The 25,624-nt window shown below is 68.2% G+C and carries 26 protein-coding genes and 1 pseudogene; 14 read left to right on the top strand and 13 right to left on the bottom strand.

Annotation, left to right across the window (positions count from 1 at the left end):
- The first annotated feature begins 214 nt into the window (after positions 1–214).
- Positions 215–1,588 (top strand): MFS transporter, encoded by a 1,374-nt coding sequence (locus J2X52_RS14145; RefSeq protein ID WP_310154620.1) that lies wholly within the window; start codon positions 215–217, stop codon positions 1,586–1,588.
- A 107-nt stretch (positions 1,589–1,695) separates the two neighbouring features.
- Here the strand turns inward: J2X52_RS14145 and J2X52_RS14150 are convergent, their stop codons facing one another.
- Positions 1,696–2,493: a class III extradiol ring-cleavage dioxygenase gene (locus J2X52_RS14150; protein WP_310154622.1), complete on the bottom strand. Its 798-nt coding sequence runs from the start codon at positions 2,491–2,493 to the stop codon at positions 1,696–1,698.
- 288 nt (positions 2,494–2,781) lie between these two features.
- On the opposite strand from J2X52_RS14150, the gene J2X52_RS14155 reads away from it, so the two are divergent.
- From J2X52_RS14155 to J2X52_RS14170, 4 genes and pseudogenes are all read left to right on the top strand, one after another.
- Positions 2,782–3,363: a sigma-70 family RNA polymerase sigma factor gene (locus J2X52_RS14155; RefSeq protein WP_310154625.1), complete on the top strand. Its 582-nt coding sequence runs from the start codon at positions 2,782–2,784 to the stop codon at positions 3,361–3,363.
- Positions 3,360–4,028 (top strand): ChrR family anti-sigma-E factor, encoded by a 669-nt coding sequence (locus J2X52_RS14160; protein WP_310154629.1) that lies wholly within the window; start codon positions 3,360–3,362, stop codon positions 4,026–4,028. The genes J2X52_RS14155 and J2X52_RS14160 overlap by 4 nt, the downstream gene beginning before the upstream one ends.
- A gap of 201 nt (positions 4,029–4,229) precedes the next feature.
- Positions 4,230–5,132, top strand: a pseudogene (locus J2X52_RS14165) (SMP-30/gluconolactonase/LRE family protein); the annotation flags it as partial.
- Between the two features lie 34 nt (positions 5,133–5,166).
- A complete protein-coding gene (locus J2X52_RS14170) occupies positions 5,167–6,327 on the top strand; it encodes an AAA family ATPase (RefSeq protein ID WP_310154632.1) in 1,161 nt (386 codons plus the stop codon).
- A 315-nt stretch (positions 6,328–6,642) separates the two neighbouring features.
- Here the strand turns inward: J2X52_RS14170 and J2X52_RS14175 are convergent, their stop codons facing one another.
- Together J2X52_RS14175 and J2X52_RS14180 are read right to left on the bottom strand one after the other, a co-directional pair.
- Positions 6,643–8,451 carry a M56 family metallopeptidase gene (locus J2X52_RS14175; RefSeq protein ID WP_310154635.1) on the bottom strand — a complete coding sequence of 603 codons (1,809 nt, stop codon included), beginning with the start codon at positions 8,449–8,451 and terminating at the stop codon, positions 6,643–6,645.
- 1 nt (position 8,452) lies between these two features.
- Positions 8,453–8,842, bottom strand: a complete 390-nt coding sequence (locus tag J2X52_RS14180) for a BlaI/MecI/CopY family transcriptional regulator (RefSeq protein WP_310154638.1) — start codon at positions 8,840–8,842, stop codon at positions 8,453–8,455.
- Positions 8,843–9,038: 196 nt separating this feature from the next.
- On the opposite strand from J2X52_RS14180, the gene J2X52_RS14185 reads away from it, so the two are divergent.
- Positions 9,039–9,869, top strand: coding sequence for a hypothetical protein (locus J2X52_RS14185; protein WP_310154641.1), 831 nt, complete (start codon positions 9,039–9,041; stop codon positions 9,867–9,869).
- A 30-nt stretch (positions 9,870–9,899) separates the two neighbouring features.
- On the opposite strand, the gene J2X52_RS14190 is transcribed toward J2X52_RS14185, so the two are convergent.
- A complete protein-coding gene (locus J2X52_RS14190; protein WP_310154643.1) occupies positions 9,900–10,523 on the bottom strand; it encodes a dihydrofolate reductase family protein in 624 nt (207 codons plus the stop codon).
- 203 nt (positions 10,524–10,726) lie between these two features.
- Between J2X52_RS14190 and J2X52_RS14195 the strand changes: the two genes are divergently transcribed.
- Together J2X52_RS14195 and J2X52_RS14200 are read left to right on the top strand one after the other, a co-directional pair.
- Positions 10,727–11,098 carry a hypothetical protein gene (locus tag J2X52_RS14195; protein ID WP_310154646.1) on the top strand — a complete coding sequence of 124 codons (372 nt, stop codon included), beginning with the start codon at positions 10,727–10,729 and terminating at the stop codon, positions 11,096–11,098.
- Between the two features lie 107 nt (positions 11,099–11,205).
- Complete coding sequence (locus J2X52_RS14200) at positions 11,206–11,595, top strand: hypothetical protein (protein ID WP_310154648.1); 390 nt, start codon at positions 11,206–11,208, stop codon at positions 11,593–11,595.
- Positions 11,596–11,640: 45 nt separating this feature from the next.
- Here J2X52_RS14200 and J2X52_RS14205 read toward each other — a convergent pair whose 3' ends face one another.
- Positions 11,641–12,753, bottom strand: a complete 1,113-nt coding sequence (locus tag J2X52_RS14205) for an alkene reductase (protein WP_310154650.1) — start codon at positions 12,751–12,753, stop codon at positions 11,641–11,643.
- 237 nt (positions 12,754–12,990) lie between these two features.
- On the opposite strand from J2X52_RS14205, the gene J2X52_RS14210 reads away from it, so the two are divergent.
- Positions 12,991–13,494 (top strand): MgtC/SapB family protein, encoded by a 504-nt coding sequence (locus J2X52_RS14210; RefSeq protein ID WP_310154653.1) that lies wholly within the window; start codon positions 12,991–12,993, stop codon positions 13,492–13,494.
- A 119-nt stretch (positions 13,495–13,613) separates the two neighbouring features.
- Complete coding sequence (locus J2X52_RS14215; RefSeq protein ID WP_310154658.1) at positions 13,614–14,435, top strand: hypothetical protein; 822 nt, start codon at positions 13,614–13,616, stop codon at positions 14,433–14,435.
- Here J2X52_RS14215 and J2X52_RS14220 read toward each other — a convergent pair.
- From J2X52_RS14220 to J2X52_RS14230, 3 genes are all read right to left on the bottom strand, one after another.
- On the bottom strand, positions 14,381–14,899 hold the full coding sequence (locus J2X52_RS14220) for a hypothetical protein (protein WP_310154661.1): 519 nt from the start codon (positions 14,897–14,899) through the stop codon (positions 14,381–14,383). The two genes, J2X52_RS14215 and J2X52_RS14220, sit on opposite strands and share 55 nt — an antisense overlap.
- 8 nt (positions 14,900–14,907) lie before the next feature.
- On the bottom strand, positions 14,908–15,279 hold the full coding sequence (locus J2X52_RS14225) for a DUF1428 domain-containing protein (RefSeq protein WP_310154663.1): 372 nt from the start codon (positions 15,277–15,279) through the stop codon (positions 14,908–14,910).
- 139 nt (positions 15,280–15,418) lie between these two features.
- On the bottom strand, positions 15,419–15,811 hold the full coding sequence (locus J2X52_RS14230) for a MerR family DNA-binding protein (RefSeq protein ID WP_310154821.1): 393 nt from the start codon (positions 15,809–15,811) through the stop codon (positions 15,419–15,421).
- 88 nt (positions 15,812–15,899) lie between these two features.
- On the opposite strand from J2X52_RS14230, the gene J2X52_RS14235 reads away from it, so the two are divergent.
- Positions 15,900–16,679: a MauE/DoxX family redox-associated membrane protein gene (locus J2X52_RS14235; protein WP_310154665.1), complete on the top strand. Its 780-nt coding sequence runs from the start codon at positions 15,900–15,902 to the stop codon at positions 16,677–16,679.
- Positions 16,680–16,699: 20 nt separating this feature from the next.
- On the opposite strand, the gene J2X52_RS14240 is transcribed toward J2X52_RS14235, so the two are convergent.
- On the bottom strand, positions 16,700–19,591 hold the full coding sequence (locus tag J2X52_RS14240; protein ID WP_310154669.1) for a VIT domain-containing protein: 2,892 nt from the start codon (positions 19,589–19,591) through the stop codon (positions 16,700–16,702).
- 138 nt (positions 19,592–19,729) lie between these two features.
- Here J2X52_RS14240 and J2X52_RS14245 point away from each other — a divergent pair, with 138 nt between their 5' ends.
- On the top strand, positions 19,730–19,957 hold the full coding sequence (locus J2X52_RS14245; protein WP_232148123.1) for a hypothetical protein: 228 nt from the start codon (positions 19,730–19,732) through the stop codon (positions 19,955–19,957).
- A 55-nt stretch (positions 19,958–20,012) separates the two neighbouring features.
- Here the strand turns inward: J2X52_RS14245 and J2X52_RS14250 are convergent, their stop codons facing one another.
- The 4 genes from J2X52_RS14250 to J2X52_RS14265 all read right to left on the bottom strand — a co-directional run bounded on the left by J2X52_RS14250 (position 20,013) and on the right by J2X52_RS14265 (position 21,916).
- On the bottom strand, positions 20,013–20,276 hold the full coding sequence (locus J2X52_RS14250; protein WP_310154673.1) for a hypothetical protein: 264 nt from the start codon (positions 20,274–20,276) through the stop codon (positions 20,013–20,015).
- Between the two features lie 228 nt (positions 20,277–20,504).
- Entirely contained in the window at positions 20,505–20,741 is a 237-nt protein-coding gene (locus J2X52_RS14255; RefSeq protein ID WP_310154676.1) for a hypothetical protein, read from the bottom strand.
- A 217-nt stretch (positions 20,742–20,958) separates the two neighbouring features.
- On the bottom strand, positions 20,959–21,357 hold the full coding sequence (locus J2X52_RS14260) for an MAPEG family protein (RefSeq protein WP_310154680.1): 399 nt from the start codon (positions 21,355–21,357) through the stop codon (positions 20,959–20,961).
- Positions 21,358–21,376: 19 nt separating this feature from the next.
- Positions 21,377–21,916 carry a type 1 glutamine amidotransferase domain-containing protein gene (locus J2X52_RS14265; protein ID WP_310154683.1) on the bottom strand — a complete coding sequence of 180 codons (540 nt, stop codon included), beginning with the start codon at positions 21,914–21,916 and terminating at the stop codon, positions 21,377–21,379.
- Positions 21,917–22,081: 165 nt separating this feature from the next.
- Between J2X52_RS14265 and J2X52_RS14270 the strand changes: the two genes are divergently transcribed.
- Entirely contained in the window at positions 22,082–24,502 is a 2,421-nt protein-coding gene (locus J2X52_RS14270; protein WP_310154825.1) for a DEAD/DEAH box helicase, read from the top strand.
- The gene (locus J2X52_RS14275; RefSeq protein ID WP_310154686.1) at positions 24,499–25,434 is read left to right on the top strand and encodes a ribonuclease H-like domain-containing protein; all 936 of its coding nucleotides are present in this window, start codon (positions 24,499–24,501) and stop codon (positions 25,432–25,434) included. Before J2X52_RS14270 ends, J2X52_RS14275 begins: the two co-directional genes overlap by 4 nt.
- The last annotated feature ends 190 nt before the right edge of the window (positions 25,435–25,624 follow it).

Raw genomic sequence — 25,624 nt, forward strand, 5'->3', positions numbered from 1 at the left:
CGACGACAGAGGCCGATATGCGCGAATTGTCCAGGCGCCGACGCACGCCACTGCCCCGGCGAGAAGACCGGTTAGCGGGAGGATCTGTCTGGGTAGCCGGAGGCACACGGGTGCGCAAGGCGGCAGCCATCTAATACCTCTTCGCTATTGACGCCGATCCTCCCCGCTCCGGTGCCTATACTCGCCACCCTTGCCCCCACGCAGGCTCCCCCCGATGACTGCTTCGAGTTCCGTCGCTTCACCCGCCGCGCCCAACGCGGCCCGGCCGGCCAGCCTGCGCCGGTCCGTGTCGAACACCCTCAAAGGTTCGGCCGGCAACCTGGTCGAGTGGTTCGACGTCTACGTCTACTCGGTGTTCGCCGTGTACTTCGAGTCGCAGTTCTTCTCGCCCGACGACAAGAATTCCACGCTGTACGTGTGGGCGATCTTCGCCGCGACCTTCCTGATGCGCCCGATCGGCGCGTGGTACTTCGGCCGCTTCGCCGACCGCTACGGCCGGCGCCTGGCGTTGACGGTCTCGGTGTCGGTGATGGCCGGCTGTTCGTTTCTCATCGCGATCAGCCCGACCGCCGAGCAGATCGGCATCTGGGCCGCGGTGCTGCTGCTGATTGCGCGTCTGATCCAGGGCTTCGCGACCGGCGGCGAATACGGCGCCAGTGCGACCTACATGTCCGAGGCCGCCATTCCCGGCCGTCGCGGTTTCCTGTCCTCGTTCCACTACGTGACCCTGGTCGGCGGCCACGTGCTGGCGCAGGCAACGCTGCTGGCGATGCTGCTGATGCTCGACACCTCGCAGATCTCAGAGTGGGGCTGGCGCGTGGCCTTCGGCATCGGCGGCCTCGCGGCGATCGTGGTGTTCTGGCTGCGTCGCACGATGGACGAGTCGCTGGAGTCGGATTCGATCAAGGCCGCCAAGACCGGCGGCGCGCAGGCCTCGGGCTCGATTCGCGAGCTGTTCGTCAACCAGTGGCGTCCGCTGCTGCTGTGCTTCCTGATCACTGCCGGCGGCACGGTCGCGTTCTACACCTATTCGGTCAACGGGCCGAAGATGATCCAGACCGCGTTCGCCGGCGACGACGTCATGGTGGGTACGCTGATCAACTTGGGCCTGCTGACCTTCCTGATGCTGCTGCAGCCGCTCGGTGGCTGGTTGTCGGACAGTGTGGGCCGCAAGAGCCTGCTGGTGTTCTTCGGCATCGGCGGCGTGCTCTACACCTGGTTCCTGGTGACGGCGCTGCCGCAGCAGACCAGCGCGCTGTCGGCCTTCATCATCCTGGGCATCGGTTTCATCATCCTCACCGGCTACACGTCGATCAACGCGGTGGTGAAGGCGGAACTGTTCCCGACGCACATCCGCGCGCTCGGCGTCGGCCTGGGCTATGCGCTGGCGAACTCGGCCTTCGGCGGTACCGCGCCGCTGCTCTACCAGGCAGCGCTGAAGTCGGACCAGGTGATCACGTTCGCGGTGTACGCCACCGCCATCATCGCGGTCTCGCTGGTGGTCTACGTCTTCTTCCTGAAGAACAAGGACCAGAACTGGCTCGACGACGAAGCGCATATGCGCGAGCGGGTCGCCAAGCGCGGCTGATTGCGGCGTGATCCTTGAAGCCACCCACGCCTACGTCGGCGCGGGTGGCTTTTTCTTTGGGCTGCGCGGAGACGTTGGCGCGTGCTCCCTGGGGTGCACGCGAGGGTTCATGCCTTCGACGGCTCGCCGTCGAACCGGTAGATGTCCATTGCCAGAAAGCCCATGTCGATGCCGGCATCGATGCGTTGCGCGCGCATCGGCATGCCGGCGGCGCCCATCGCGACGTAGAGCGGCAACAGGTGTTCGTCGGTCGGATGCGCGCGCTCGGCAAATGGGGCCTGTTTCCGGTAGTCGAGCAAGGCCTCCACGTCCTCCGCCGCAAGCCGCTGCTCCACCCAATCGATGAAGGGTTGTACGTACGGTGCCTGACGGGCCTCGTCGTAGCTGCGCCAGTCGTGCAGGTTGTGGGTAATGCTGCCCGAGCCGATCACCAGCACGCCTTCGTCGCGCAGGGGCGCCAGAGCGCGGCCGAGTTGGAACTGGTGCGCCGGGCCGAGGCCGGGCTGGATCGACAGCGGCACCACCGGAATGTCGGCGTCGGGGTACAGCAGGCGCAGCGGCACCCAGACCCCGTGATCGAGACCGCGTTGCGGATCGAGCTGCGGCGCCAGTCCGGCCGCCTGCAGCAGGTCGGCCGCGCGCGCGCTCAGTGCGGTATCGCCCAGTGCCGGGTGGCGGATGTCGAACAAGGCCTGGGGAAAGCCGCCGAAGTCATGGATGGTCTCCGGCACGGCCGCGCCGCCGACCAGCGGTGCCCGCGCCAGCCAGTGCGCGGAGGCGATGACGATCGCGCGCGGACGCGGCAGGGCGCGCGCCAGTTCGGCCAGGCGCGCGCCGACCAGACCGGGCGCCAGCGCGGTCATCGGCGAGCCGTGCGAGATGTAGAGGGCGGGCATGCGGGTCATCGGCGTGTTCCTGAAGCGGCAGGGGGAAGGGCGCGGCCACGATGCGGACAGGCTAGGCCTGCCGGCGGCGGCGGTAAACCGCCACGCCAGCGAAGCATCGTTGCGCAACGGGCACCCCGCGCGCCGCATCACGACCGGTCCACTTATCCTTGCGACGGCAGGGCATCCAATCGCGCCCCTGCGCCGTATCACCCCCTGTCTCCGCCTGCACACCTCGAACACGGCGCCATGCCCAAGCTGCCCGCTACCGCCGTCACGAAGGTCACGCCCCTGCACGGGCCGCTTCGCATGTCCAAGTTTCTCGCCGATCCGGCTCCCGACGCGGCGTTCTGGTCTGAACAGATGACCCGGGTGGCTGCGGATGCGGATGTCGACTGCTTCATGCGCATCTACGACCATTTCGCGCCCCGGCTCAAACGCTATCTGCTGGGCCAGGGCATCGCCTCGGCGCAGGCCGAGGATCTGGTGCAGGAGGCGATGCTGCGGCTGTGGCGCCGCGCGCGGTCGTTCGATGGCAGCCGCGCCAGTCTCGGTACCTGGCTGTTCCGTATCGCGCGCAACCTGCATATCGATTCCCTGCGCCGTGGGGCGTCGGCGACCGCATGGCCCGACGATGTCGAACTGCTGCAGGACGATGAGGACGGCGAGCTGGGCACGAGCGGGCCTGAAGCCTTCACCGACCACGTCGGCCTGGGCCGCGCGATCGATGCGCTGCCGGTGGCCCAGGCGCGGCTGATCCGCATGTCGTACCTGGAATCGAAGAGTCACTCGGAAATCTCGAACGAACTCGGCATGCCGCTGGGCTCGGTGAAATCGACCCTGCGCCGCGCCTTCGCCAAGTTGCGTCGCGGCCTCGGAGGCGAGGCATGAACGGACCGGTACGTCATCTCGACCACGCGACCCTGGTCGGGTACTCGGCTGGTGCATTGCCGGTCGCGTTCGCCGCAGTCGTCGCCAGTCATCTTGAGTTGTGCGCGACCTGCCGTGCGCAACTGGCGGTGGCCGATGCAATCGGCGCGCGCTTGATCGAGCAGCAGGAGGGAGCGCCGCTGTCGTCCCCGGCGCGCGAGGCCTTCCGCGCGCGCCTTGAGGGCGAAGCCATCGAGCCGCCGCGCGCGCCGGCGCCGCAGCCGCAGCCACAGTCCGATCCCGATCTGCTGCCCACGCCGCTCCGGCCCTGGTTCGGCGACCGTTACTCGACGCTGCGCTGGCGCACGGTCGGGCCGGGCATCCATCTGTTGCGTGCGCAGGGCGATGCGCCCGGTGCACAGCTGATGATGCTGCGCACGGCGCCGGGCCGGCGCATGCCGCAGCACAGCCATGGCAACAACGAGTTGACCCTGATCCTGCGTGGCGCCTACGACGACGTGCTGGGCCACTTCGGGCCGGGGGATGTGGCCGATCTGGATCTCGATACCGAACATCAGCCGGTCACGAGTCCGGGCGTGCCGTGCATCTGCGTGTTCGCGTCCGATGCGCCGATGAAGTTCAGCGGCTGGATCGCGCGTGCGATGCAATCGGTGCTGCGCATCTGATCGACGCGCGACCTGCACGCCGGCTCGTGGCAGGCTGTACGGCCCGAGTCCATGCGAGGCACGCCGATGCAGTCCTTCCGTCCTTTCTCCGCCGTCTTGTGTGCGGCACTGCTCGGCGGCTGCGCGGGTGGCGCCGCCATGTCCGGTGAGGCGCGTCCCGCGATCGGCGGCCTGAGCCAGTACGCGCCCGGCTTCGATGCGGTGGTCGCCTCCGATGCGCGCATCGAACAGCTGGCCGAAGGCTTCACCTGGGCCGAAGGGCCGGCGTGGATTGCCGATGGCGGGTATGTGCTGTTCACCGACGTGCCGGAGAACCGCATCCATCGCTGGTCGGAAACGGACGGCCTCTCCGTGTTCCTCGAGCCGTCCGGCTACGCGGGGCCGCCGCTCGACGTGCTGCGCGAGGCCGGTGCGAACGGGCTGTTCGCCGAACCCGACGGGACCGTGCTGCTGGCCGATTCCGGCAATCGCAGCGTCGAGCGACTGGACCTGGCGACGAAGCGCAAGACGACCCTGGTGCGCGAATACGACGGGCGCCGCTTCAACAGCCCGAACGATGTCGTGCGGCGCAGCGACGGGGTGATCTTCTTCACCGACCCGCCGTACGGCCTCAAGGACTTCGATGCATCGCCGGTCAAGGAGCTGCCGTTCAACGGCGTCTACCGGCTCGACACCGACGGCCGCGTGCATCTGCTCGATGACGGCCTGACGCGCCCCAACGGTATCGCGCTGTCGCCCGACGGGCGCACGCTGTATGTCGCCAATTCCGATCCCGAACGCGCGATCTGGATGGCCTATGCACTCGACGCAGAGGGCGCGGTGACGTCACGGCGTGTGTTCGCCGATGCCGGCGATCTGGTCGGCGACGACGCGCCCGGCCTGCCCGACGGCATGGCCGTGGCCGCCGACGGCACGATCTTCGCCACCGGCCCCGGCGGCGTGCTGGTGTTCGCGCCGGACGGCACGCGGCTCGGCCGGATCGAGACCGGTGGCCCGGTCGCCAACGTGGGCTTCGGCGACGACGGCCGCACGCTGTATCTGACGTCCAACAGCATCCTTGCGCGCGTACGTCTGCAGATCGCAGGGCCTGCGACGCCGCGGTAGTACAAGACGCGGCGCGCCCGGATGTCCTGTTTCCATGCTCACCACGCTCGCCATTGCCCACTACCGTTCGCTGCACACGCTGGTGGTGCCGATGGGGCGCTTGAACCTCGTCACCGGTGCCAACGGCAGCGGCAAGTCCAGCCTCTATCGCGCGCTGCGCCTGCTGGCCGAGACCGCGCAGGGCGGCGTGGTGCCGGCACTGGCGCGCGAGGGCGGGCTGCAGTCCACGCTGTGGGCCGGGCCGGAAACCCTCAGTGCGCGCATGCGTCGCGGCGAGGTGCCGATCGAGGGCGGGCCGCGGCAGCAGCCCGTTTCGCTAAAACTCGGATTCGCCGGCGAGGAATTCGGCTACGCGATCGATCTCGGATTGCCGGTGCCGACGCAGTCGCTGTTCGCGCAGGATCCCGAGATCAAGCGTGAGGTGATCTGGGGCGGGCCGTTCCTGCGCCAGGGCAACACGCTGGTCGATCGCCGCGGCGCGCTGGTGCGCGTGCGCGACGGCCGCGACTGGCGCGTGGCTGGAGAGCATCTCAATCCTTTCGAGAGCCTGTTCGCGCAGATCGCCGATCCACGCAGCGCGCCGGAAGTGCTGCAGCTGCGCGAAACGATCCGCGGCTGGCGCTTCTACGATCATTTCCGCGCCGATGCCGATGCGCCGGCGCGGCTGCCGCAACTGGGCACACGTACCCCGGTGCTGAGTCACGACGGCCACGATCTTGCAGCAGCCTGGGCGACGATCCGCGAGATCGGCGATGTACAGGCGCTGGATGCTGCGGTCGCCGATGCGTTTCCCGGCGCGCGCGTCCAAGTACTGGTGGAAGGCGGACGCTTCTCGCTGCAGTTCCGTCAGCACGGCCTGCTGCGGCCGCTGTCGGCCGCCGAACTGTCCGACGGCACGCTGCGCTATCTGCTGTGGATCGCCGCGCTGCACACCCCGCGCCCACCGCCGCTGATGGTGCTCAACGAGCCCGAGACCAGCCTGCATCCCGATCTGCTGCCAGCACTGGCGCGCCTGATCGCGAATGCATCGAAGCGCACCCAGGTCTGGGTGGTCTCGCATGCAACGCGGTTGATCGCTGCGCTGGAACAAAGCCCCGACTGCAACCCCATCCAGCTGGTCAAACGCGACAGCCAGACGACGATCGAGGGGCAGGGAATGCTGGACGCGCCGGCGTGGTACTGGCCGGAACGCTGAGACCTCCAGGGAAGGTCTGAATAACTGCCGTCATCCCCGCGGCTTTCAACGGACGCATGTCCGGTCAGGCGGGGATCCAGTGACTTCAAGCCTTTGGAAAACCAGAGACGCTTGATGCCCCGCGGGCATGACGGCCAGAAGCGGAATTGTTCAGACCTTCCCTGGCGCTGCTCACCAGATCGATGCGCGTGCCGATGGCGCGGCCCATCGACCTGCACGCAAGTGATCACCACCGGCCTGCGATGTTGGGCCGGTGGCGTATGGCGTGCCGGGTCGCATCGCAGCGATCTGCTGCGGTGCGAGGCATCCTCCGGCTTAGAGCCGCTCGGTCAGGCCGGTGCGGATCGCGGCGTCCATCAGGGCGCGTGCTTCACGCTCGGCGCGCGCACTGGCGGTCTGCTGTCGTGTCGCCAGTGCGGTCTGTTCGCGGGCCAGCACGACCTGCTGGGCCGCGAGGCGCTGCATCTCGTCCTGCATGCCGGCCTGCCGGGTCTGCAGTGCCGCGGTCACGTTCGCGTCCACCTGCGCCCGGACGTCGACGTTTGCCAGTGCGCGTTGTGCGGCCTGCAGGGCGATCTGCGCCTGGCGTGCGCCCAGCGCGCCCTGCTGTCCGCCGAGAGCGCCCTGACGCGCGCCGAGTTCGCCCTGCGCCGCACCGAGCGCGGTGACTTCAGCGTAGGCATCGCGGATCGCCTCGATCGTGGCCCGGTCGCGGACCACATAGCGCGCGTCGCCGCGGCGCATCCACAGCACCGGTGCGTCGCCACGACGTGCCGCCTGGGCTTCGCGCAGATCGGACGTGGCGCTGACGGCGATGCTGTGGTCGTCGTCGATCAGCACGAATGCGTTCTCGACCGGCTGCGTGCCCAGGGTGAACGTGCCCCGCAGTGCGCCGGCCGGTTGTTCGGGCGCTGCGACGGGTGCCGGCGGGACGACAGCCGCTGGAGGCGCAGGCGGTGCAGGCGGTGCGGGTGGTGCGGGTGGTGCGGGCATGTCGGCCGGGTCGACGGCCACGCCATTGCGGGTGGCCGTCGTCGTCGACGCCTGCGTCGAGAGCGGTGTGGGTGTCGTTGCGGGCGCTGGACGCGCGGCGGGTTCAGCGGTCTGCGCCGTCGCGACGGGCGTCGCAGCCGTCAGGCGATAGGGCATGACGCCGACGACGCCGATCGCGACGGTCATCAGCACCGCGACGGCGCGCGGGAGGGACGATGTGGTCTGGAGCATAGTGAGTCTCCGCTTGAGCAGGGTGAAGTCGGGCGAGGCGCTGGCCAGCCCGGCGCAGGGACGTGGCGCAACGCCGAGGCGCAGCAACAGCTGCCCGTACTGGCGTGCGCAGTGACGGTTGCCTTCGAGCACGGCGGCATCGCAGGCGGCTTCGCGGCTCAGGCCGTATTCGCGCGCGGCCAGATGGACGAGGGGATGGAAGAAGAACAGGTGTTGCGCGAGCGCCGGCACGAGGCCGAGCCACAGATCCCGGCGCTGCAGATGCACCAGTTCGTGGGTCAGCGCCATGTCGAGTTCATCGGGCTGCATCGCGTCAGCGTGGTGCGCAGGCAGCAGGAGCACTGGACGCCACGGGCCGATCAGCTGCGGCGAATCGATCGCATCCGACAGGCGGAGCCGCGGCGGCGCACGCAGGCCGTGCGCCTCGGCGGCGAGGGCCAATGCATGCAGCAGGCTGCGGTCGCGGCAGGGCGCGGACATGCGCAGCAGGCGGCGCGTTGCGAGGTAGCCGCGCAGGCTGCGCGTGACCATCGCGCTGAGGCCCAGCAGCCACGCGACGGCCAGCGCCAGTGCCCACGACCACGCCGGCGATGCGGCGGACGCCTGCGTCGGCGCGAACACGATGGACGCGTCCGCGGCCATGGTAGGTGCGACCTGCGCGACCTGCAGCGCGGGCTGCACGGCGTCTGCGGGCAGCAACGGCAACGCCATGGGGCTCGACCATGCCAGACCGACCAGTAGTTGCAGCGCAACCAGCCACCACAACCAGCAGCGGGTGGCCGCGGACAGGCGCGGTACGCACCGGCACAGCGCCCAGACCACGGCGACCAGAATCGTGGACTGCACGCTGGCGGCCAGCAGGCGCGGCAGCAGGAGGTCACTGATCAGTTCCAGGGCCATCTCAACGCTCCTTGCGCTTGGATTGCAGATTGGCGACCAGCGCCTCGAGTTCGGCCAGTTCGTCGGCGCTGACGTCCTTGCGCTCCGACATCCACGCGACGAACGGCGACACCGAGCCCTGCAGGGTCTTCTCGACGAAACTGCCGACCGCGTTGCGCACGACGTCGTCCTGGCGCGCGGTGGCCGAGTAGCGGTACACGCCGCCATCGCCCTGCTTGCGCTTGAGGTACGACTTCGCGCGCAGGCGCTCCATCATCGTCAGCACCGTGGAGCGGGCCAGTCCGCGCGGTTCGCCGAAGCTGACCGCGACCTCGCCGACCGAGGCGGCGTCGTGTGCGGAGATGTGCTGCAGCAGGGCCAATTCTTGATCCCCGACGGTCTTGTTGCGCATGGCGTGGTCCTGGTTGACTACAACTGTAGGCAGATTGCGCCTGACTACAGCTGTAGTCAATAGGTGGGAAGTCATTGCGACGTCTGGTGAGCGCCGCCTCCTCGCGATGCGTTGAAAGGGCGCTGGCCGGCCGACGGCCTGTCTGGCGTTGAAAGGAATAGGCGCCTGGTCCCGCCGCATCGCAAAGAGATTCCCCATGTCCGGATTTCCGCTGCGCGCGTTGCCGCGCGTGTTGATCGTGCTGCTGCTGTGGGCAGGTGTGAGCGCTGCGGCCTTCGCTGCCGACTGCGCGTGCCGGTACACCGACAAGGCCGCGCTGCAGTCCGGTGCACAGTCGATGGTGGACGGTTTCGTCGACGCGGTCCGCGCCAGCGGCCGGCCCGGCTTCACCGGCGTGCCCGTTGTCGTCGAGACCACGCCGAGCCTGATCCTCGTCGATTTCGACCGGCGCACGATCTTCGTGCCGTGGTGGGACGACATGGATCCGGCGACACAGGCAGTGTTCGCCCAGTTGTCCGGCGATGAAGCCGCGGGCCGTCAGTTGTTCGATCTGCTGTTCCAGCAGTTCTTCGTCGTACACGAAGCCGCTCACTGGCTGCAGTTCCGGGCATCCGGGCTGCGCGACAACGACGCGTTCTTCGACCAGGTGGATCACTACCGCAACGAGTCCGAGGCCAACGCGTTCGCAGTGGCCTACTGGATGCGCACGTCGGAGGGCGTCGCGTTTCTCGATGCAATGGCGCCGATCGTGGCAAAGGCGCACGCGATGCTGCCCGACCCGGTGCCGACAGGAACCACGGCAGCTGCCTATTTCAACGACAACTACGAGGCGCTCGGTCGGGATCCGATGCAGTACGGCTGGTACCAGTTCCAGTTCGTGCTCGATGCGCTCGCGCAGCGCGAGACTCTGTCGCTGCCGACGCTGGTGGCGGAACTCGAGCGTGGCGATCCCGAGCCGCCGCGCATCGGCGCGCTGTGGATCGATCCGAACGCGGCGCCCGGCCTGCTGGTGGATCTACCGCGCTGACCGACCGGGCCGGCATGTCCGATACCGGCGCTAGTCCAGCGCGAACGATCCGGTCTGCACCTCGCCCACCCGCACGTAGCGCGACACCACGAGGCCGGTCGGCGACACGATGGTTGTGTCCAGCGAGAACGCCGCCGCCTGCGCGTCATCGCCGAACAGCTTTCTGCCGGCACCCAGCAGCACCGGGAAGGTCATCAGCTGCAGGGTGTCGACCAGATCCGTGGCCAGCAGTTGCCGTACGAGCGCGCCGCTGCCCTGGGTCAGCAGGTCGGGCCCGTCCTGTGCTTTCAGGCTGCGCAGCGCGCCGATGATGTTGCCGCCGAGTGCGCGGCTGTGTTGCCAGTCCAGCGATTCGGGTCGGTGCGTGGCGACGTGTTTGGTCACGCCGTTGAACAGCGTCGCGAGGTCGGCATCGCCATTGTTGTCAGGCACGCGCGGCCAGTGCGCGGCAAAGATGTCGTAGGTGCGGCGGCCGAGCAGCAGCTCGAAGGGCTGCGCGAACAGCGCGGCCATCGCCTCGCCGAAGACCGCGTCGGCGAAGGGCACGGTCCAGCCGCCGTGGATGAACCCGCCGGTGGTGTCTTCCTCGGGCCCGCCTGGCGCCTGCATCACGCCGTCGAGGCTGACGAACGCGGCCACAATGAGTTTGCGCATGCGTGTCTCCGGTTGCGTAGCCGCCGCCGCGCGGCGCTTTCATCATGACGACGCCCACGTCTCCTCGAAATCGACATGTCGCATGTGCGACGCTGCGACGTATGCGCGCGCAGCACGGGGGTATGGGCAACGACGGGGCCATGCGCATGGGTTCACATCGGCGTGGCTAGACTCGCCGCCACTCCATCCGCGGACCTCTCGCCATGATCAAGCGCTTCGCTTCCGTTCTTCTCGTCGGCCTGCTCGCCGCCTGCAGTGCCCCTGTCGAGCGCGCTGACACTGTCATGCCGACCGGCGGCCCCGACAGGGCCACCGTCACCAACGAAGCCGAGTGCACCAGGGTGGGCGGACAGTGGATGCAGCTTGGCCGCGCGCCGGTCAAGCAGTGCCTGCGCCAGACCGCAGATGCAGGCAAGGCGTGCACCGAATCGGAGCAGTGCGAAGGCCAGTGTCTTGCCCCCGAAGGCAGTGTGGACGGGACCCAGGTCGGCGGCACCTGCAGCGTCGATACCAATCCCTTCGGCTGCCAGCAGCGTGTGCGTGACGGCGTCGCCTCGACGATCTGCGTCGACTGAACGACGCGCATCGCCCGGCGCGACGCCGGGCGATGACCGCGGGACCTTCATGGGCCCTGCATAAGGCGGGGCATAGGGTCGGGCTTCACTCGCGCCCCGGAGGCGTCATGACCCGTCCAATCTTCAAGCTCGGTGTACCGATGCTGCTCGCGCTCGCCTCGGCGCCCGTGTTCGCACAGCAGCTGCAGCAGCCGACGACGCCTGCGCGTCCCGCCACGCAACCCGCCGCGATGCCTGCCAGCCCCGCAGTGCCGGCGACGCCTTCGCAGCGCGGCCAGCCGCCGGGGACGATTCCGTCCACCGGCCCCGCACCGCAGATGCGACCAGAACCGGCGACGCCGGCGACCGCGCCGGTCACGCCGCGGGCAATGCCGACCCAGGTTCGGGACGCCCAAGGCCGCATCGTGCCGGGCGCGCAGGAAGTGGTCCCCGGCCGCGCACGCGATCCGGTGACCGGTCAGGAGTTCCAGACGACGCCGACACCGCGTCCGCTCTAAGTCCGTCCGACGCGCCGCCGGCAAACGGCGGCGCGTATGCGCACTTCAGTCCAGCGTCGGGTAGTCCGTATAACCGGCGTCACCGCCGCCATAGAACGTCGCCTGATCCGGCGTGTTGAGCGGCGCGTCCTCGCGCAGGCGTCGCACCAGATCCGGATTGGCGATGAAGGGGCGGCCGAATGCCACCGCATCGGCATGACCCGACGCGATCGCCGCTTCGGCGTCGGCCTTGTTGTAATCGTTGTTGACGATCCACGCGCCACGGCCGCCGGCCCCGGCATACGCCGCCTTCAGCGCGGCGTAATCGAACGGTGCATCGCCCTGGGTGTAGTCGCGCTCGCCACCCGTCGCGCCTTCGATGACGTGCACGAACGCGAGACCCAGTGGTGCCAGCACCTCGGCCACGTGTGAGAACAGCGGCTGCGGATCCGGGTCGTGCGCGTCGTTGGCCGGCGTGACCGGTGAGATCCGGATGCCGGTGCGATCGCCACCGATCTCTTCGACCACCGCGCGCATGACATCACCGAGGAGACGTGCGCGATTTTCGATGCTCCCACCGTAGGCGTCGCTGCGCATGTTGCTGCCGCTACGCAGGAACTGGTCGATCAGGTAGCCATTCGCGGCATGTACCTCGACGCCGTCGAAACCGGCATCGATCGCCGCGCGCGCGGCGCGTCGATAGTCCTCGACGATGCCGGGCAGTTCGTTGAGTTCGAGCGCGCGCGGCGTGGACGTGTCGACGAAGGCGCCGTTGCCGTCGGCGTCATGGATGAAGGTCTTGCCCTTGGCGGCAATCGCCGAGGGCGCGACCGGCGCCTGGCCATCCGGCTGCAGCGACGTGTGCGAGATACGGCCGACATGCCACAGCTGCACCACGATGCGGCCGCCTTCGGCATGGACGGCGTCGGTGACGCGGCGCCAACCCTCGAGCTGCTCGGGCGCATACAGGCCAGGCACATCGGCGTAGCCCTGGCCCTGATGGGTGATGGCGGTAGCTTCGGTGACCAGCAGGCCGGCCGTCGCGCGCTGCGCGTAATAGAGCGCGGTGCGCGGCGGCGGAATTGCGTTGGGCGAGCGGTTGCGGGTCAGCGGCGCCATCACGACGCGATTGGCGAGCGACAGCGCGCCGGCGGTCAGGGGATCGAACAGGGTGGGCATCAGGGGGAGGTTCCAATCGGTGAGCGCCTGACCTGCTGGGTGCGGGTCCGCTTTTCAAGCGCGGCGGCGGTAAGGAGCACGGGATGCTTCGTTGCGAATGCGTGCGGACTGTCATCTGCCCGTCATCACCGTGACCCAACCACGCAGGCGTTAGCGTCCCGCCACCTGTCTGCGAGGGCCCGTGATGCTGCAATCGATCACCCGTGTTTCCCTGCGCCGCGCCGCGGTGGCACCGCGATGAGCGTGCGCGACCAGATCGGCGCCGCGGTCATGCGGGAGCTCGCCCTGCCGGACGTGGAGACGACGACGACCATCGTGGTGCGCGTACTGGTCGCCGCGCTCCTGGGCGGAATAGTCGGATGGGAGCGCGAGCACAAGCGTCGCGCGGCAGGACTGAAGACGCACATCCTGGTGTCGATCGGTTCGGCACTGTTCGTGCTCGCGCCGTTGCTCAGCGGCATCGACGGCGGCGATGTAACGCGTGTGATGCAGGGCATCGTGTCCGGCATCGGTTTCCTCGGCGCGGGCGCCATCCTCAAGCTCGACAAGGGCGAACGTGTGCAGGGCCTCACCACGGCGGCGGGTGTCTGGATGACCGCGGCGATCGGCATGGCAGCTGGCATGGGTCAGGAGATGGTCGCGCTCGCGACCACCGTGATGGCCCTGCTCGTCGTCGGCGCAGTGCCGAGACTGCAGCGCAAGGATCTGTCCGCCTCTGATGACATGAAGCCCGATGAGTGATGCCGGCGTGCGCGCGGGACTGAATGATTTCGGCGCGTATTCGGGTTTTAACGACGGCGGTTTCATCTGATGCCCCGCACGGTGTGGGTTCGAACCCAACGCACGTGGAGATTCTCCAGATGAGCAGGAAAGACGACATTCAGGACGGCGGCCGCGACCTCAACCGCGATCCCATCAGCAAGACGCCCGGTGCCCACCCGGTCGGCGTCGGCGTCGGCGGTACTGCGGGCGGCGTGGCGGCAGGCGCTGCGGCAGGCACCGTGTTCGGACCGGTTGGCACACTGATCGGCGCAGCAATCGGCGTGATCGCGGGTGCGGCTGTCGGCAAGGGCGTCGCCGAGCGGATCGACCCCACAGGTGAAACCGAATACTGGCGCGACGCGCATCGCGAACGCGATTACGTGAAGACCGACCACGATTACGATCGCGATTACGCACCCGCCTATGGCTTCGGGCTGCAGGCACGCGAAGCCGATCGCACCCGCGACTGGGGCGAATCCGAGGCATCGCTGCGCAAGGAGTGGGAGTCGGCGCGTGGCGAGTCACGTCTGGCCTGGGAAGATGCGCAACCAGCGGTGCGTGACGCCTGGGACCGCACGGACCGGACCTACGATCTCTACGAGCGCAGCGACGCGTACTACGCCGACGCCTTCGAAAGCGCGCCCTACCGTGATGCCGACGCCGACTACACCCAGTATCAACCGGCCTATCGCTACGGCGCCTACGCACGTACGCGTCATGCGGACCGCGCATGGGACGACAGCCTGGCGGCCGAGTTGGAAAGCGACTGGGCGAACCGCCGTGGCGATTCGCCGCTGGACTGGGACCGCGCGAAGGCGGCCGTGCAGGATGCGTACGTCTCGCACGATCGGTACAGCGGCGGCAGTTACATCCGCGAGAACAGCGGCCGCGACGATACGGACAAGTTCCGCGTCGGCTGAAGTTGGCTTCGTTTCAGAGCAGACGAGGGCGCGCCGTTGGCGCGCCCTTTTTCTTTGGGGAAACGCAGCATGGGTCTACATCGTGCGGTCTGGTCATCCCGCCGCGAGATGCATGCCCGGCGCCGCCGGATGGGCACCAGCCAACCGAAATACACCTCGACCGCGTGTATACGTCCGTCGCGGATCGTCAGCACTTCGGTGCTCCGGCCCACGCTGCCGTCGCTGCGCGTCTGCGCGTCAGTCAGCAGCACCGTGGCGCCGTGCTCGACGACGCGCACGAAGCGGAAGCGGACGATATTGGCCTGCTTGGGCCAGCCGATCTCGAGACAGGTGTTCAGATCGACCCCGTTGTCCAGCGGACTGGTGAAGTGCAGGTCTGCTGCCAGTACCGCGTCGAGCGCGGCGCGGTCACCGTCTGCATAGGCCTGGAAGCAAGCGCGCGCGATGTCGGCATGCGTGCGCATGCTGCGCCTCAGCCCTTGCCGCCGAGCTCGACCACGGGCTTGAAGCCACCGTAGATCATCCGTTTGCCGTCGAAGGGCATCGGGTTCTTCTCGGGATCCATGCGCGGATCGCTGCCGTCCATCATCTTCGCGAACGCGGCATCGCGCGTGGCCTTGTCCGGCCATTCGATCCACGAGAACACGGCCGTCTCGTCGTCCTTGGCCTGCACGGCCTTGCGGAAGTCGGTGAGCGTGCCGTCGGGGACATCGTCGGCCCAGCACTCGAGCACACGCGTGGCGCCCAGCTCCATGAAGAATGCATCGCCGCTGGCGGCGTGGTCGACGAACTTCTGCTTGTTGGCCGTCGGCACGGCGATGACGAAACCATCGATGTAGGACATGGCGGAACTCCTGTCGGGGCGCGAATGCGCGGGTGCACTACAGCACCGTGCTGCAGTTTTCCTGGAGAACGACGCCGCAGGGCAGCGCGTTTCGACATGCGGCCGCCGCGTATTCAGTCGTTCCTGCGCCCGGAAGCCCTCAGGCGTCACCCATCTGCGTATCGAACGCGCCCAGGATCGGGCAGGGGCCCCGGCCACCGTGGCCGCAGCGCTGTGCGAGGGTGGCCAGCGCGTCGCGTGCCTGTTGCAGTTCGGCGATGCGCGCATCGAGCGCGGCAATGCGTTCGGTGGCCAGACTGCGCACGCGCGCGCGGTCATGCGTGGCATCGAGGGCCAGCAGTTCGGCGATGCCCTCGAGCGTGAAGCCGGCCGCCTGCGCGCTGCGAATGAAACGCAGCCGGCGCAGATCAGCTGCGCCGTAGCGACGGATGCCCGCCCCGCGCGCCGGCGTGTCCAGCAGGCCCCGGCGCTGGTAGAAGCGCACGGTCTCGACCCCGACACCGCCTGCATCCGCCAATGCGGAGATGGTCATGGTGTCCACGCTTGACTCCGTACCATGGTACGGCCGGTATACAGGACGGCATCCGATGCCGGCAAGGCGTCCACCCGAGGAGATTGCGATGACGACGTCCACCACCCGACCGCGCGCGGTGCTCCATCGCATGGTGATGACCGGCCATGTCTGTCCGTTCGGCCTGAAGGCGCGACATCTGCTGCGCAGCCATGGGTACGAGGTCGAGGACCACTGGCTGGAAACACGTGAGGCGACCGATGCGTTCAAGGCCGCCCACGACGTCAAGACCACGCCGCAGGTGTTCATCGACGGCGCGCGGATCGGCGGCCATGACGATCTGCGCAGGTTCCTCGGCCTGAAGGTGCGCGATCCGAAGGCGACGACGTATCGACCGGTCGCCGCGCTGTTCGCGATGACCGCGCTGATGGCGCTCGCACTGTCTTACGCGGTGCACGGGTCCGTACTGACGGTGCACGCAGCGGAGTGGTTCGTCGCCCTGAGCATGTGCGTGCTGGCGCTGCTGAAACTGCAGGACGTGCAGACCTTCTCCAGCATGTTCCTCAACTACGACCTGCTGGCGAAGCGCTGGGTGCCGTACGCGACGCTGTATCCATTCGCCGAAGGGCTGGCCGGCGTGCTCATGGTCGCCGGCGCGCTGACCTGGTTCTCCGCGCCACTGGCGCTGGTCATAGGCGGCATCGGCGCGGTCTCGGTATTCAAGGCGGTCTACCTCGAGAAGCGCACGCTCAAGTGCGCCTGCGTTGGTGGCGGCAGCAACGTGCCGCTGGGGTTCGTGTCGCTGACCGAGAACCTGATGATGGTCGCGATGGCGGTCTGGATGCTGCTGGCGCCCGCGCTGTGGCCGGGCCTGCACGTGGGAATGTAGGACGTGTGCGGACCTGCGCGTCATTCGACCTCGAACGCGCCGACGAACACCGTCTCGCGTGCATCGGAGAGCCGCAGCGTGACGCGCTGGTCGGTTTGTGCCGCAGTGCCGAAGCCGGTACTGAGCCACAGCGTGAGTGTGGTCGCCCCGGTCACCACTTGCTGGCGCTGGCCGAAGAAGTTCGCTTCCACGCGGTACGTGCCCGGCTTGGCATCGCGCAGTGCGAATTCCTCCGGGCCGTAGCCGCGGGTGAAATCCGGCGACATGCGCGCGCCCTGACGGGTCAGGCGGTTGCCGTAGTACGCCTTCTCGCCATCCGGATCGGTGACCCACAGGTCCATGTCGCTGTCGTCGCTGTCCCAGCTCAGCACCGCACGCAGATCCAGCGGCAGATTGCGCAGCAGTCTCGGATCGATCGCAGACGTATCGAGCGGCGTCGCTGCGGTTGCAACCAGCGCGTTGAGCTCGGCCAGCGCAGTCAGTTCGATCTCGGCGAAGCGGCCGTTCCAGTCGCCATCCACGACGTCTGCGAGCAGATTGACCGCGCGCTGGCGTTCGCCGGTCGCCGCATAGGCAAGCGCGAGATCACGCAGGCTCTGCGGCTCCTCCGGCCGCATCGCGAGGACGCGTTCGAGCACCGGTACCGCGAGATCATCGCGCTGCAGTTCGCGCAGGCGATAGGCGAGTACACGCAGCACATGCGGATTGTCGAGATCCAGCTCCGCGAGGTTCGACAGCACGCGCAAGGCAAGCGCGGTTTCGCCGCGACGTTGCAACACATCGGCGGCATCGAGATAGAACGCGGTGCCCTGGACTTCGGCATCGCGTGCATCGAGATAGCGCGCATAGACTTCGCCATCCGGTGCTTCACGCAGACGCCGGGCGAGCGGGGCGTCGGACTGCCAGGGGTTCAGGCGGATCGTTGCGGCGGGCGCCTGCGCGTCGCTGGATGCATCGGCCACATTGCCGGCGCGCGCGCGTGAAGCAGTCGTCTGCGTGCGATCGAGCGCCATCGGAGACGATGCTGCTTCGGCCATCACCATCGGCGCGGCCGCAGCCATGGGCGCCGGTGCGGGTGGCGCCGGGCGCCTCGAATCGTCCACGCCCTGCGGTGCGGCGATCTGTTTCGGTGGGGCGTCCTTTGGAAACACGCGCGCCCACCACGCGATCCGTTCGGCCCATCCGCGCGCGACCGCATCGCGTCGTGTCTGCCGCTCATCCTCCTGCGTGCTCTCGGCCTGCGCACGCGCGGAGGCCACCGCTTCGGCGATCGAAGCCGGCGCTTCGATGTCGAAGCGCACGTAGTCCTCGATGCGTTCGAGCACCAGCAACGAGGTGCCCGGCGTCACCAGACCGAAGCGCTGACCGAGCGCGGCGATGCGCTGGCGGTTGCGCTCGGGTTCGGCCTGCAGCGCCGCCAACTGGAAGCGCGCCCATTGCAGCGCGGCCAGTTCGCCCTGCGGCGTGCGCGCGGCGTCGATCGGCAGCGGAATCCGCTGCGTGCGGCCTCCTGCATGCACGACAAGCGTCAGATCGGCATGCGGCGCATCCAGTCGGCCGGCGATGCGCAGGATGCCGTTCTCCGCCACGTTCGATTCGGCGACCAGGTCGCGCGCACCGGTGCCGTCGATCGCTTCGAGCCTGGGTGCATCACGTAGCAGTGCGCGGGTTGCAGCGGGCAATGCAGCGACAGTGCGCAACGGGATCGCACGCCCGCCACGGGCCTGCGCGAGCGCTGCCAGTCGTGTCGCGTCACCGTTCGCGGACTGCACCGCGTACAGACGCTGGCCGTCGTCGAAGGCCGGGAACGATTGGGCGCCGTGGTTGAACAGGCCGTCGCCGAACAGCAGGAATTCGCGGGTGTCCGCTGACGGCGTCCAGCCACCGGCTGCACTCGCGCCGTCGTAGACCGTCGATTCCAGTTCGCGCCGCAGCGTCCGCCAGTCGCCGTCGCGCACCTGGAATCTCATCGGCGCGTCCGCGACGTCCCGCAAGCGCAACAGTTCGACCTCGATATCGCCGGCGGCGCGGAAATACGCATCCAGCAGCGCGAACTCCAGCGCATGCGCGCGTTCTCGCCCGGACATCGAACTGTCCCACAGCAGTCCGATGCGCTGCGGCAGCGCACGCGGCGCGTCGGCCGCGTCCACCGGCACATCGGCCACGAACCAGGTCGCGCCGTCGCGTCGTTGCAATTGCACGAAAGGACGCCGTTCTGACGGCACCCGCAGCGTCGCAATGCCCGCATCCGCCACATCGCCAGCGTGCAGCGTGACGCGGTGCACTTCGCCGGACCGCGTGATCGGGGGTGTACCGACCAGCCCGGACAGCGACGGGCGACCGGTGGTCTTGAGCGTCAGCTCGATGCGATCGAGTCCGCGTGCGAACGCGAGAGGCAGGTCCACCATGTCGGTGCGTCCCTCGCGCTGCAGCGGCGCCATCAACACCAGTCGCACATGTCGCGTGCCGCCGGGGGCGAACGGATAGACGCGCAGCCGGAACGCATCGCCTGCGGTGTGCTCGAGCAGGCCCGGATCCACACCCTCGCGGACAATGGTCTCGAAGACCTCGCGGCCCCGGTCCTTCGGCACCGGCACCGCGTCGCGCAGCGCGCCGTCGATATCCAGCGAGAAGCCGACGATCTGCTGGCCCGGCGCGAGCGGAAACTGCAGATTGCCTTCGAGCACGCGTTGCGTAGGATTGCGTAAGACCAGATCGATCGTCGTGCGCGCGACACCCGCGCCGGCGTCCACGCGCATCGAAGCGGACTCGAGCCGCACTGGAGATTCGCCTGCATCGGCGACGATCAGCGCCGGCGCGACGAGATCGGGCAGGCGTTGGGCCGTCGTCATCGTCGGCAGCAGGACAGCCAGGCAGAGCAGGGCGCACAGGCATGAGCGGAGACGGGGCATGGCGACATCCTTGGGGAGTGGTGTCGTCAACGGGCGTGCGCTGCAGGTGGGGTTGCGGCGGGTACGCGACGCCTTCACGTGCCCATTCAGATAGGTGCGAGAGGATCGCCGCCTTCATCGATTCTCCGGAGCACCGCCATGAGCGCACAGGGTTCGGCTGGCAACGTCATTGCCGCCATCTGCAGTTTCTTCGTTCCCGGCCTTGGCCAGTTGGTGCAGGGCCGCATTCTCTCGGCCATCCTCTGGTTCGCCGCCGCGTGCATCGCGTTCGTGATCACCTGGCTGCTCACGGTGTCGCTGCTGCCGTTCGGCTGGTTCGTGGTCAGCATCTTCGCCTGCATCAACGCGGCGGTGTATCGCCGCTGACACAGCGCGGGCCGGCAATGCCGGCCCGTTTCTGCATGTATGGGTCGGCGGGGCCTTACTTGGGCTCGCCGTTCTCCACGCCGGTATCGCTGCGGACATCGTCGGCGAATGACCGGCCACTTGCGTCACGATCGCCCGGCTGATCGTCGAGCTCCGGATCCAGCAGGTCGGCCTGATCATCAAGTCCGATGTTGTCGATCGCAGACTGCGATCGCGGATCGCGCAATGCGGGACCATCGGTCTGAGGCAGGTCCTCGTGATCGCGCAACGCCTTTTCGTCTTCCGGCGCGGCCGGTCGGGTGGGGTTCGCCTTGCTCATATGTGGTCTCCTCGGGCGGCACTGCAGGCTGCACCCGCTTGCGTCATGCCGGCGCCAAAGCGGTGTGAGCCTTGTGCGATGTCCGGTGACGGCAGGCCTCCGCCACTACGTGGATCGTTGCGAGGTCTACAGTGCGGCCGATGTCACGCGAATAAAAATCGAATTCGCAGCGCTGACAGCCGTCATCGCAAGCCGAACTGTGAACAGGAATCCCGCAAGCGCAACGCTTCAGGCAGCGCGGCTGCGCTCGAGCGCCCGCCGCTCGCGCGGAGGCACAACATCGTCACTGGCGCGCCAGGCGGCCTGCACGGCGGCGCGGACGTCCTGCCATGCACGCAGGCGGCCATCGAACTCCCACATGCGACGCAGCACCGGCTCGATGTCCTCCCACGGGCGTTCCGGATATGACGCGCGGCCGTTGCGGCCGAGCGAGATCACCAGGGTGCGGTCCGAGTCGTGCTTCATGGGGAGATGCTGCCGGTTAGGAGCGCGCAGGCTAAGACCTGTTTCGTCTCGTTCCCGTGAACCACATTGTCGATTTCGATGACAACGCACATATCTGGCGTGCGTGTTCAGCAGCGGGCGCTGTGGGTCGCTGCATTGCGCGATGCACTGCGCGAAATGCAACCCTTCTCACAGGACGGCATGCGCCAATTCAGACGGCCGAAATGTTGCAGTGCACTCAGAACAGCGGCTTGATGACCTGGATCGTGCCCCACAACGACACCACCCACACCGCGCTGCGCAGATAGGGAATGCCGATAGCGTAGATCGGCAGGTAAGCGACGCGGGCCCAGAAGTACACCTGCGCGCCGAGTGCGGTGCCGGCATCGGCGCGGCCGGCCACCACCACCGCAAGCACCGCGGCAGCGAACAGGGGAAACGTTTCGAGGAAATTGCGGCTCGCTGCCGCAGTGCGGACTGCGGCGCCTGTCAGCGGCGGGATGTCCGCGCTGTCCCGATTGCTCGCATTCCATCGCACGCCGCGTTGCGCGGTGGCGAACGCGGCGGCGATGCCGATGTGGACGAAGCCGAGGACGATCGCCCAACCCAGCATCTGTAGTTCGATCGTCATCGTCATTGCTCCGTTTCGGTGGGTGTCAGCCTGCGACCGCCTTGGCGATCGCAGCGTTGAACGCCGGGATGTCGTCCGGCTTGCGGCTGGTGATCAGGTTGCCATCGACGACGACTTCCGAATCTTCCCAGTGTGCGCCTGCATTGACCAGATCGGTCTTCACCGATGGCCACGATGTCACCTTGCGGCCCTTTGCCAGGCCGCTTTCGACCAGCAGCCACGGGCCATGGCAGATCGCCGCGACCGGCTTGCCGGCATCGCCGAATGCACGCACGAATGCCACGGCGTCGGTGTCGGCGCGCAGCACATCCGGATTCATCTGGCCGCCGGGCAGCACCAGTGCGTCGTAGCTGCCGGAGTCGGCCTTGGAGAGGGCGACATCGACGTCGACGCTGCGGCCCCAGTTCTTCTGGTCCCAGCCCTTGATCGAGCTGGCATCGCCGGGCGAGATGACATCGACATGTGCGCCGGCCTCCTTGAGCGCCTTGAGCGGCTGCTCGAGTTCGGACTGTTCGAAGCCGTCGGTGGCGAGGATGGCGATCTTCTTGCCGTCGAGGTTCTGCATCGGGTGTCTCCGGGGGAATGGAGCGACGATGCTGGGCGAGGCCGAGTCCCCCTGCCGTGAAGCGGCCGTTCGCCGCGTGTGAGTCTTCAGTCTCGTCTGGTGAGACGCGCCGCGGCCACGCTTGCGCCCCGATATCGAAAGCGCCGGAGCAGGCCCTTGAACGCGATTCTCAAGCCTGTGCAGGCACTGGCGACCACTGGCGACGCCGTGTCCGGCAGCGCCCTGGCGACGAAGCTCGCGGCGAAATACCCGGGGCGCGTGACCGGCACCTTGCTGCTGCCCGGCCAGGCCGGCGACTACGCGCCCTTGCCCGACGACGTGCCCGAGGCGCTGGCGCGCGCGCTACGCAGCCGCGGCATCGACCGGCTGTATCGCCATCAGGCGGAGGCCTGGGCCGCGACGCAGGCCGGTCGCCATCTCGTCGTCGCGACCCCGACCGCTTCGGGAAAATCCTTGTGCTACACGCTGCCGGTGCTGTCGGCGGCGATCACCGCGCGCAGCAAGGCGCTGTACCTGTTTCCGACCAAGGCACTGGCGCAGGACCAGGTGGCCGAACTGCTGGAACTCAACAAGGCCGGCGAGCTGGGCCTGCGCGCGGCGACCTTCGACGGTGACACGCCCGGGGATGCGCGCCAGGCTATCCGCATCAACGGCGACATCGTGGTCAGCAATCCCGACATGCTGCACCAGGCGATCCTGCCGCATCACACCAAGTGGGCGCAGTTCTTCGAGAACCTGCGTTACGTGGTGATCGACGAGATCCACACCTACCGCGGTGTATTCGGCTCGCACGTCGCCAACGTGATCCGCCGGCTCAAGCGCGTGTGTGCGTTCTACGGCGTCACGCCGCAGTTCATCCTGTGCTCGGCGACGATCGGCAATGCCCGCGAGCACGGCCGGGCGCTGGTGGAAGTGGACGACGATGCGCTCGACGCCATCCTCGAATCGGGCGCGCCGCGCGGCGACAAGCACGTGCTGCTGTGGAACCCGCCGGTGGTCAATCCGGATCTCGGCCTGCGCGCCTCGGCGCGGTCGCAGTCCAACCGCATCGCGCGCATGGCGATCCGCGCGGGGCTCAAGACCCTGGTGTTCTGTCAGACGCGGCTGATGGTCGAAGTGCTGACGAAGTATCTGAAGGAAGTCTTCGACCACGACCCGCGCAAGCCCAAGCGCATTCGCGCCTACCGCGGTGGCTATCTGCCGACCGAACGCCGCGCGGCCGAGCGCGAGATGCGCGCGGGCAACATCGACGGCATCGTCAGCACCTCGGCGCTGGAGCTCGGCGTCGACATCGGCAGCCTCGATGTCGTCGTGCTCAACGGCTATCCGGGCAGCATCTCGGCGACCTGGCAGCGCTTCGGTCGGGCGGGTCGCCGGCAGCAACCCTCGGTCGGCGTGCTGGTGGCCAGCTCCGAGCCGATGGACCAGTACGTCGTGCGGCATCCGGAATTCTTCGCCGACGCCAATCCCGAGCACGCGCGCATCGAGCCCGACCAGCCGCTGATCCTGCTCGACCACATTCGCTGCGCCGCGTTCGAGCTGCCGTTCGTCGACGGCGACGGCTTCGGCCCGGTCGCACCATTGCCGTGGCTGGAAGTGCTCGCCGAATCCGGTGTGCTGCATCACGAGGGCGACCGCTGGGAGTGGATCGCCGACAGCTATCCGGCGCAGGCGGTGAACCTGCGCTCGGTCGCCGACGGCAACTTCGTCGTCGTCGACCGCACCGACGGCCGCCAGACGATCATTGCCGAGGTCGATTACTCCGCCGCCGCGCTCACGCTGTACGAAGGCGCGATCCACATGGTCCAGTCCGAGCCGTTCCAGGTGGAGCGCCTCGACTGGGAAGGCCGCAAGGCCTACGTCACCCGCACCCAGGTCGACTACTACACCGACGCGATCGACTACACCAAGCTGAAAGTGCTCGACGACGAAGAGCAGGCCGACGCGGGGCAGGGTAGTGCGCACCTGGGCGAGGTGCATGTGGTGCGGCGGGTGTCGGGCTACAAGAAGATCCGCTTCCACACCCACGAGAACATCGGCTACGGGCCGGTGAACCTGCCGGACCAGGAACTGCATACGAGTGCGGTGTGGTGGCAGTTGCCGCAAGCCGCGCTGGATCGCGCCTTCGATGCGCGCCACGAGGCGCTCGATGGTTTTCTCGGCGCTTCGTATGCGCTGCATCTGGTTGCGCAGGTCGCGGTGATGGCCGAGAGCCGCGATCTGCAGAAAGCCGTCGGCAGTGGCGACGGCACCTGGTTCGCGACCGCCGACCAGCGTGGCCGCGGCCAGTTGCGCGATGGCGATGGCGCCGCGCTGGATTTCGAGGGCATCGCCCGGTTCACCCCTACGCTGTATCTCTACGACAACTACCCCGGCGGTGTGGGCCTGTCGTCGCCGCTGTACGAACGTCGTGACGAACTGCTCGTCCAGGCCGCGGCGCTGGTCGCGTCCTGCAGCTGCCGCGCCGGCTGTCCGGCCTGCGTCGGTCCCATTCTCGCGTCGGAGGAGGATGCCGAACGCACGCCGCGCCAGCTCGCTGCGCGGGTGATCGAATTGCTGGCGCACGCGCCGCAGCTGCCCGCATGAGCGCGTTGGCCAAACGCCTCGGCCTGTTGCGCAGCCAGGCCGGGACGGCCTTGCCGTCGGTGACCCCGACGCCGCCGATGCCGACGACTGCAACACGCGCGCAGTGGCCACGCGCCGACGGTGCACGTTCACCGGAGGAGGTCGTCGCGCAATTGCGCAAACTGATGAAGCTGCGCGTGCCCACGCCGGCGAAGCGCCCGTCCGGTCCGGTCGATCGCGCGCTGCCCGGCGAGGAAGTCGCCCCCGGTCTGCGCTATCTCGAGCAGAGCGCGCCGTGGCCGCACGACGATGGCGAACTCGCGCTCTACGACATCCGTCACGAACCGGCACGGCGAACCGATCTGCTGGCCTTCGACACCGAGACCACCGGCCTCGCCGGCGGCACCGGCACGCGGGCCTTCATGATCGGCGCCGCCGATTTCGTCGAGGGGCGGTTGCGCATCCGCCAGCTGTGCATCACCACGCTGGGCGCCGAGCGCGAGATGCTGAAGACGTTCTCGAAATGGCTGCGCCCTGAAACCGTGCTGGTCAGCTACAACGGCCGCAGTTACGACCGGCCCTTGCTGACGACGCGCTATCGGCTCGCGCGCCTGCGCGATCCGCTGATCGAGCTGCGCCATGTCGACCTGCTGCATCCGGTGCGGCGCCGCTATCGCGGCGTGTGGGCCAACTGCAAGCTGGCGACGGTCGAACGCGAACTGCTCGGCGTGCTGCGCGAGGACGACCTGCCGGGCAGCGAAGCGCCCGCGGCGTGGCTGGACTATCTGCGCGGCGGCAGCGCGGACAAGCTGCGCCGCGTGGGGCTGCACAACGCACAGGATCTGCGCAGCCTGTTCGGCGTGCTGGAGGCGATGCGCGACGAGGCGGCGGTCGATACGGTGGTCGTGCCGGACGCGGTGGACGCTCCGGTGACGGATTGGGCCTTCGACTGAGTCGACCCGCGCGACAGATTGCCGGCGCACAGATCTGCGCCTGTAGGAGCGCGCTTGCGCGCGAAGGGCCTGGCCGGGAATGCCTCTTCGCGCGCAAGCGCGCTCCTACAGGGTCCACGCATCTCGCGTTCACGTGCTCCGCATCGCAAGGATGCTTGAATCGGCAGGCCCAGCAGTTCCGAATCGCTCG

It is taken from the genome of Luteimonas sp. 3794 (genome assembly GCF_031456825.1).
GTDB lineage: Bacteria > Pseudomonadota > Gammaproteobacteria > Xanthomonadales > Xanthomonadaceae > Luteimonas.